Source organism: Kribbella sp. CCNWLW201 (assembly GCF_037203805.1).
Lineage (GTDB): Bacteria > Actinomycetota > Actinomycetes > Propionibacteriales > Kribbellaceae > Kribbella.
The window spans coordinates 445,599-452,750 of the sequence record NZ_JBBCBQ010000008.1 but is presented as its reverse complement, the minus strand read 5'-3'; the positions used below and the strand labels follow the sequence as shown (position 1 = coordinate 452,750).

Annotated in this window: 8 protein-coding genes and 1 other RNA gene; 1 reads left to right on the top strand and 8 read right to left on the bottom strand. The window is 67.4% G+C overall.

The window, feature by feature from the left end; translation table 11 throughout:
- Positions 1-235: 235 nt before the first annotated feature.
- The 8 genes from ssrA to V9K99_RS30620 all read right to left on the bottom strand — a co-directional run bounded on the left by ssrA (position 236) and on the right by V9K99_RS30620 (position 5,862).
- Positions 236-613: a transfer-messenger RNA gene (ssrA, locus tag V9K99_RS30655) on the bottom strand.
- 145 nt (positions 614-758) lie between these two features.
- A complete protein-coding gene (locus tag V9K99_RS30650) occupies positions 759-1,319 on the bottom strand; it encodes a DUF1707 and DUF4870 domain-containing protein (protein ID WP_337005572.1) in 561 nt (186 codons plus the stop codon).
- A 96-nt stretch (positions 1,320-1,415) separates the two neighbouring features.
- Positions 1,416-1,889 carry an SsrA-binding protein SmpB gene (gene smpB, locus V9K99_RS30645; RefSeq protein WP_337005570.1) on the bottom strand — a complete coding sequence of 158 codons (474 nt, stop codon included), beginning with the start codon at positions 1,887-1,889 and terminating at the stop codon, positions 1,416-1,418.
- 21 nt (positions 1,890-1,910) lie between these two features.
- Complete coding sequence (locus V9K99_RS30640) at positions 1,911-3,341, bottom strand: M23 family metallopeptidase (RefSeq protein ID WP_337005568.1); 1,431 nt, start codon at positions 3,339-3,341, stop codon at positions 1,911-1,913.
- A 58-nt stretch (positions 3,342-3,399) separates the two neighbouring features.
- Complete coding sequence (gene ftsX / locus V9K99_RS30635; protein WP_337005566.1) at positions 3,400-4,311, bottom strand: permease-like cell division protein FtsX; 912 nt, start codon at positions 4,309-4,311, stop codon at positions 3,400-3,402.
- 19 nt (positions 4,312-4,330) lie between these two features.
- A complete protein-coding gene (gene ftsE / locus V9K99_RS30630; RefSeq protein WP_077013482.1) occupies positions 4,331-5,020 on the bottom strand; it encodes a cell division ATP-binding protein FtsE in 690 nt (229 codons plus the stop codon).
- 304 nt (positions 5,021-5,324) lie between these two features.
- Complete coding sequence (locus V9K99_RS30625) at positions 5,325-5,489, bottom strand: hypothetical protein (RefSeq protein ID WP_337005560.1); 165 nt, start codon at positions 5,487-5,489, stop codon at positions 5,325-5,327.
- On the bottom strand, positions 5,482-5,862 hold the full coding sequence (locus V9K99_RS30620) for a hypothetical protein (RefSeq protein ID WP_337005558.1): 381 nt from the start codon (positions 5,860-5,862) through the stop codon (positions 5,482-5,484). The genes V9K99_RS30625 and V9K99_RS30620 overlap by 8 nt, the downstream gene beginning before the upstream one ends.
- Positions 5,863-5,991: 129 nt before the next feature.
- Between V9K99_RS30620 and V9K99_RS30615 the strand changes: the two genes are divergently transcribed.
- Positions 5,992-7,041, top strand: a complete 1,050-nt coding sequence (locus V9K99_RS30615; RefSeq protein ID WP_337005596.1) for a carbohydrate kinase family protein — start codon at positions 5,992-5,994, stop codon at positions 7,039-7,041.
- Positions 7,042-7,152 lie beyond the last annotated feature (111 nt).

Genomic DNA, 7,152 nt, shown 5'->3' with positions numbered 1-7,152 from the left:
GAGCACCCCAACCGCCGAGCGAAGCGAAGGCAAACCCAACCGCGGCGAGCACCCCAACCGCCGAGCGAAGCGAAGGCAAACCCAACCGCGGCGAGCACCCCAACCGCCGAGCGAAGCGAAGGCGTAGGGGGTGCGGGTGGCGGAGCCCCCGCTCGCGCCGAGCGGAGCGAAGGCGCACAACATGACGAGGGCGACGAGGCCTGCGCTTTCCGCAGGCACACGTCGCCCATCGCACTCGTGGAGGTGGCGGGAATCGAACCCGCGTCCTTCAGCGTTGCTCCAAGACTTCTCCGGGCGCAGTCTGTTAGTCGCTTTTCTCGGCCCCAGCGCTCTCACAGACACGTCGCTGACAGGCTCAGTCACTGTAAATGTCCCGTGCTAGCCCCGTGACCGGGCTAACAAAGCAAGCTTCCTAGCTGAGGCCAGGAACCGGGTCGGAAGCATCCCCGGGCTGACCGCTTCTTTAGTTGCTCAGACCGTCAGGCGGCGAGAGCGAAGCTACTGCGCTTAGCATCGGCAGTTATTGGTTTCCAGAGATCGTTAACGAGATAACCCTGGATCCTCGGCCCGCTTCTCTTGGAACTAACGTCCAAAGTCGAAACCGTTCACCCCCTGTTGAGTTTTCAAACTCCCACCAGCCCCGGAGGGTGGTGGAAGATCCACACTATCAAGTGCAACGCACTGTCCGCACTTCAGATTCCCTCGTACGACGTCACGCGGTCATTGCGCGTTCCGCCGTACCGTATGGCCACTCAGCGTTACTTGATCAAGCGGAGGGTGAAGGGGTAGCGGAAGTTGGAGCCGACCGCGGTGGCGAGGCCGCCGATGCCGGTGAGGATGAACCAGAGGATGCCGAGGAGCGGGAACAGGAATGCGGTGAAGCCCTCCGTTACCCCGGTCATGATGCCCAGCAGGGCGAACGCGCCGAACGCGCTCAGCTGGAAGTTCAGCGCCTCGACCGCGTGCTTGCGGACCGCCGGGTTCTTCTGGCCGGCTGTCGCGACCACGATGGCCGGGCCGACGAAGAAGGTCGGGTAGCCGAGCCAGTGGGCGACCGTACCCATGCCGCGACCGTCACCGGTGTAGCGCTGCATCGGCGCCGGACGGGTGAAGGCGGCGGGGGCGTACGTCGGAACGGGCCGGGAGACCAGGCCGTCGAACGTGCTGTTCAGCTCGGCCCGGGTGCGGGCCTTCAGAGCCAGTTCCAGCCGGGTGTCGAACTCGCCGTGGTCCAGCCGGCCGTCGGCGTACATTTCTTTGAGGATCTCGACGGCTCGGTCCCGTTGGGCCGGCGTCACCAGCAGGTCTGAAGTGGACATGCCTCCACTGTGCGCGCCGGAAGCCGCTCACCCCATCGGGTGCAGCCCCGAGCCGTCCCTGACCGGACCCCAGCCACCTCGGCGGGGACCCAGGGTTCAGCGGTCGCGGCGCCGGTCGGAGAGGGCTCGCTGGGCCTCGCGGTTCGCCTGGCGCTCGGCCAGCGCGTGCCGCTTGTCGTAGTCCTTCTTGCCGCGCCCGGTGGCGAGCTCGACCTTCGCGTAACCGTCCTTGAAGTACAGCGACAGCGGGACCAGCGACACACCCTGCTGCTCGACGGCCCGGATCAGCTTCTGCAGCTCGTCCTTGTGCAGCAGCAGCTTGCGGGCACGGCGCGGCTCGTGGTTGGTCCACGTGCCGTGCTTGTACTCGGGGATGTGCATCCCCTGCAGCCACAGCTCGTTGCCGCGGACCGCCCCGAACGCGTCGACCAGGGAGGCCCGACCCTGCCGCAGGGACTTGACCTCGGTCCCGGTCAGCACGAGTCCGGCCTCCACCACGTCCTCGATGTGGTAGTCGTGTCGCGCCTTACGGTTCTGCGCGATCGGTTTCCGGCCGGTCTCTTTCACCATCCGACCAGTATCTCAGACAGTTCAGAGCCACTTCATCGGATTAACCACCCGGCCGTCCTGGTAGACCATGAAGTGCAGATGGCAGCCGGTGGAGTACCCGGTGGTGCCGACGTACCCGATGATCTCGCCGCGGCTGACGCGTTCGCCGACCCGGGCCTTGAAGCGGGACAGGTGGTTGTAGACGGTGGTGATGGAGGAGCCGTCGATCACCCCGTGCGAGATGAACACCCGGTTCCCGTAACCGCCGTTGTAGTACCTGTCCGTGACGACCCCGCTGGCCGCCGCGCGGATCGGCGTACCGCAGCCGCCGCCGAAGTCGGTCCCGTCGTGCAGCTTCCAGTAGTGCAGGACCGGGTGGAACCGCATGCCGAACGGTGACGTGATGTAGCTGTTGATCGGGTAGCTCAGCCGTCCGTTGTCATCCGGGTCATTCGGAACCGGACGCGGCGGGCGACCTTCCTTCCGGGCCCTCTCCCGCTCGGCCTTCTCCCGCGCCGCCTTGCGACGGGCCGCGGCGGCCTTCTCGGCGCGAGCCCGCGCGATCAGGATCTGCTCGACCCGGCTCCGCTCCCGGAGCAGGGCGTTGTACTGCGCCAGTTCGGAGTTCTTCTCCTTCTCGGCGGCCTTGTAGGCGACCAGCTTGGCCTGCGCGACCACAGCGGCCTCGGCCTTGTCCGCGGCCACCTGCTTGGTCAGCTCGGTCACCTGCTGCACCGTCCGGGCGGCCTCGGCCCGCGCCGCCTCAGCGGCCTTCTCGGCCTGAGCGACCTTGGCCCGCTTGCTCACCAGCTGCGCCTGCGCGTTGTTCAGGTTGGTGATCGCGTTGCCCTGGATGCCGAACACGTTGCGCTGGACCTGCATGCCGGTGGCGATATCCGCCGGCGACGCGCCGCGCAGCGCGATCGACAACCCGACCAGGCTGTTCTGCTGCTGGTACGCCGATCTGACCGCGCGACCCGCCACGGCGCGCTTCTCGGCGATCAGCTTCTCGCCCGCCTCCACGTCGGCGACCGCCGTACGGAGCGCCTGCTCGGCGGCGCGGAGCTTGCCCGCGGCAACCGCATCGGCAGCCTTCGCGGCCGCCAGTTTGCCCTGGGCAACGGCGTACCGTTGCTGGACGGCCTTGTACTTCGCGTCCGCCACGTTGTAGGCGGCGGCGGACTTGCCGAGCTGGTCGGACGCCGCGGCGAGATCGGCCTTGGACTGGTCGATCTGCGATTCGAGTTGCTTCTTCCGGGCGGCGGGATCGGGTGGATCCGCCTGGGCAGGCGACACCACCGCCAGGACTCCGGCGGACAGGGACAGGACAAGGCAGCAGGCGGCAACGACCGTCTGCCGGCCCGGCGGTCTCGTGCGTGATCGCGGGCGCGGCGTCGTGGTGGTGCCGGTGCTGTCGTCTCGCTTGATGCTCCCCCGCTGACGCGGGTTCGCACCGGGGAAGTGCGGGACCACAGGTCGACCCCTTGCTCTGGGTTGAGTTGTCGTGCTACTGCACGATAGGTCACCCGGGTCAGACTTTGAGGTATTTCCGCGTTGTCAGGAATGTCGGGACGACGGCGAGCACCAGGCCGACCACGACCATGATGAGGGTGGCGCGGAAGGTTTCGGTGGCGCCGACCCACTGCCAGACCCGGAAGGTCTCCTGGGCCCGCTGCATGACGACGAAGTACACCCCGACCCACAGGGTGCCGCAGGCAAGGACCGCGCCGATGAGTGCTGCCAGGACCGCTTCGAGCAGGAACGGCAGCTGGATATAGAAGTTCGATGCGCCGACCAGGCGCATGATGCCTATCTCACGTCTGCGGGCGTACGCCGCCAGCCGGATCGTGTTCGAGATCTGCATCAACGCGGCGACCAGCAGGAGCCCCGCGGCGACCAGGGCCCCGACTTGCAAACCGTTCAGGGCCTTGAACAACGGATCCAGATACTGTCTGAGGTCCTGGACGGTGTCGACGCCCGGCAGGCCGGCGACCGCGCTGACCAGGTTCTGGTAGCGCTGCGGATCCTTCAGCTTGACCCGGAAGGACTCCTGCATCTGGTCCTCGGTGACCGTGCTGACGATCGGCGAGTCCTTGTACAGCTTCTTGAACTGCTCGAACGCTTCCTTCTTCGACTCGCCGAAGACGCCGTCCGGCGCGGTGTCCGGGTTCGACTCGATCACCTGACGGATCCGATTCTTCTGCTCCTGGGTCACCTCGGTGCCCGAGCAGCCGCGGCCGCCGGAGTCCTTGGTGCAGAGGAAGACCGAGATCTGGATCTTGTCGTACCAGTTCCCCTTCATCAGCTCGACCTGCTCGCGGGCCAGCAGCGCACTGCCGAACAGCGACAGCGAGACCCAGATGGTGACGACGACCGCGATCGTCATCGACAGGTTCCGCTTCAGACCGATCCCGAGGTCGGAGAGGATGTAGTTCAAGCGCATCAGTCAGTAATCCCTGTTCTCAGTGCTGGTAGCCGTAGACGCCGCGCGACTCGTCGCGGACGACATGACCGTTCTCCAGCTCGATCACGCGCTTGCGCATCTGGTCGACGATCGACACGTCGTGGGTGGCCATCACGACCGTCGTCCCGGTGCGGTTGATCCGGTCCAGCAGCTTCATGATGCCGACCGACGTACCGGGGTCGAGGTTTCCGGTCGGCTCGTCGGCGATCAGGATCATCGGCCGGTTCACGAACGCCCGCGCGATCGCGACCCGCTGCTGCTCACCGCCGGACAGCTCGTCGGGGAGCCGGTCCTCCTTGCCGTCCAGACCGACCAGCTCGAGCACCTCGGGAACCGTCTTGCGGATGTGCGAGCGGGGTTTGCCGATCACCTGCAGGGCGAACGCCACGTTCTCGGCGACCGTCTTGTTCGGCAGCAGCCGGAAGTCCTGGAAGACGGTGCCGATCTGGCGCCGCATCTGCGGGATCCGCCAGCTGGCCAGCCGGTTCAGGTCCTTGCCGGCCACCATGATGTGACCCTTGGACGTCCGGTGCTCACGCAGAACCAGACGAAGAAACGTCGACTTGCCGGACCCGGAGGTGCCGACCAGGAAGACGAACTCGCCTTTCTCGATCTCGACGTTGACGTTCAGCAGAGCGGCCTTGGACTGGCCCTCGTACGTCTTGGACACATTCTCGAAGCGGATCACGGGATCATCCGGCCGTGGTCGGGAACAGGGAGCGACGCAGCGGTAACCACGAAGTGCACCGTACGCCACCGGAGCGGCCGCGGATCAGTCTAGGTGGTCCCGGGCGTGCCGCCGACCAGACGTGCCGGACCGTACATCCCCGTCCGATACCCGGTGTACGACGAGGTGCGACGAGCCGGTGTACGACGAGGTGCGGCGTGTGACGGGGTAGCTACGGGGGGGCCGGTGGGCGCGGCGCCGCCCCCTGTTCTTCCTGCTTGAGCGTATCCGTTTTCGCCAGTCAGCCGGTGGAGTTATCCACAGGTCAGGCGGGGGCCGGGGCGGTGCCGTTGCCGTTGTCGGGGCGGGCGTCGGCGATGCGGGCCACGCCTGGCTCGGGTTTGCGGCCGGCCCGGCGGGCGGCCTCGACGTGTAGCCGGGCCAACTCGACGGCTTGGCGGGAGACCTTCACGGTCTTCTTCTCAGCCATGCGCACCGTCTCCCTCGACGATCTCGGTATCTGCCTCCGCGATCTCAGCGTACGCGGCCGCGCCGACGCGGTCGATCGCGACAGCGGCGGTCAGCGCGGCGACCAGGTCGTAGTCCTCGGGCTGTAACAGTTCCGACCGCATCAGGGAGCGGAGCGTGACGACACCGGCGTCGGTGCCGGCGTCCGTCCCCTCGAGAATCTGCTCGACCGACCACCGGACCATCCGCATCGTCTCCTCGCGGTGCCGCCAGACATCCAGCTCGCGGTCGGACTTGCGGGTCAGATACGCCCCCAGCGCCACCCCGCCGAGAGCCAGGAACGGGCTCAGCACGGTCGCGACGACCCCGACCACCGCCATCCAGGTCGGAATCACGGACACACCCCGACGCGCATACACGTCCTCCCAATTCCATGGTGGTGACCGGTCGAAGATGTTACGAAGGGAACCATTCCACCCGCCACCGACAGACCGCCCAGTCTGACAAGGAGCAGTGTCACCGTGATGGACGAGGCCGACGACGGCTACGACGTGTTCGTACAGGGGACCGTGTTCCTCGACATCGTGCTGACCGGACTGGAGTCGGCCCCGGCCACCGGGACGGAGATCTTCGCGGAGGGGATGGGCTCGTGCCCCGGCGGTGTCGCGAACTTCGCCATCGCCGCCAGCCGGCTCGGGCTGAAGACCGGGCTGGGGTCGGTGTTCGGCGACGACGTCTACGCCGACTTCTGCTGGCGGACCCTGGCCGACCAGGAGGGCGTGGACCTGTCCCACTCCCGCCGGATCGGCCACTGGCATTCGCCGGTCACCGTCTCGATGTCGCTCGACCGGGACCGGGCGATGGTCACGCACGCCCACGAGGCGCCCGGCGATCCGAGCAAACTGGTCGGTCCGGGTCTGAAGACTCGCTCGGCGATCGTCCCGGTCGAGGACGAGTTGCCCGGCTGGACGCTCGAGGCGATGCAGTCCGGCGCACTGCTGTTCGGCGACGTCGGCTGGGACCCCACCGACCAGTGGTCCCCCGCCCTACTCGAGGTCCTGGAGGGCTTCCATGCGTTCACGCCGAACGCGAGCGAGGCGATGGCGTATACCCGGACTGACACGCCAAAGGCTGCGCTGCACAAGCTGGCCGAGCGGGTGCCGCTGGCAGTGGTGACGAACGGCGCGGACGGCGTACTGGCGATCGACTCGACCACTGGCGAGGAGGAGCAGGTCCCGGCGTTGCCGGTGCGCTCGTACGACCCGACCGGGGCCGGCGACGTGTTCCTCGCCTCACTCGTACTCGGCACCCTCCGCGGCTGGCCGCTGGCTCACCGGCTGGCGTTCGGCAACCTGTGCGCGGGCCTGTCCGTGCAGCACTTCGGCGGCTCGCTCGCGGCTCCGGGCTGGGGCGACATCATCGACTGGGTTCGCGATCACAGCCGGCACCGCCCCGGCGGCATCCCGCCCGAGGTGCTCCGGCACTACAGCTTCATCGGCGACGTTCTCCCCGAGGGTCCCGTCCCGATCGTCCGCCGGGCCTCCGCAACGATCGCCCGCCTGTCCGACGCCTGACGCCGTACGACGGCCCACACCGCCAGCCGCCGTACGACGGGTCCGCACGACCCAGCGTCGTACGGCCGGCCCTTGACAGGGCGTCTTCATAAGCTATATTCAACCTATCGG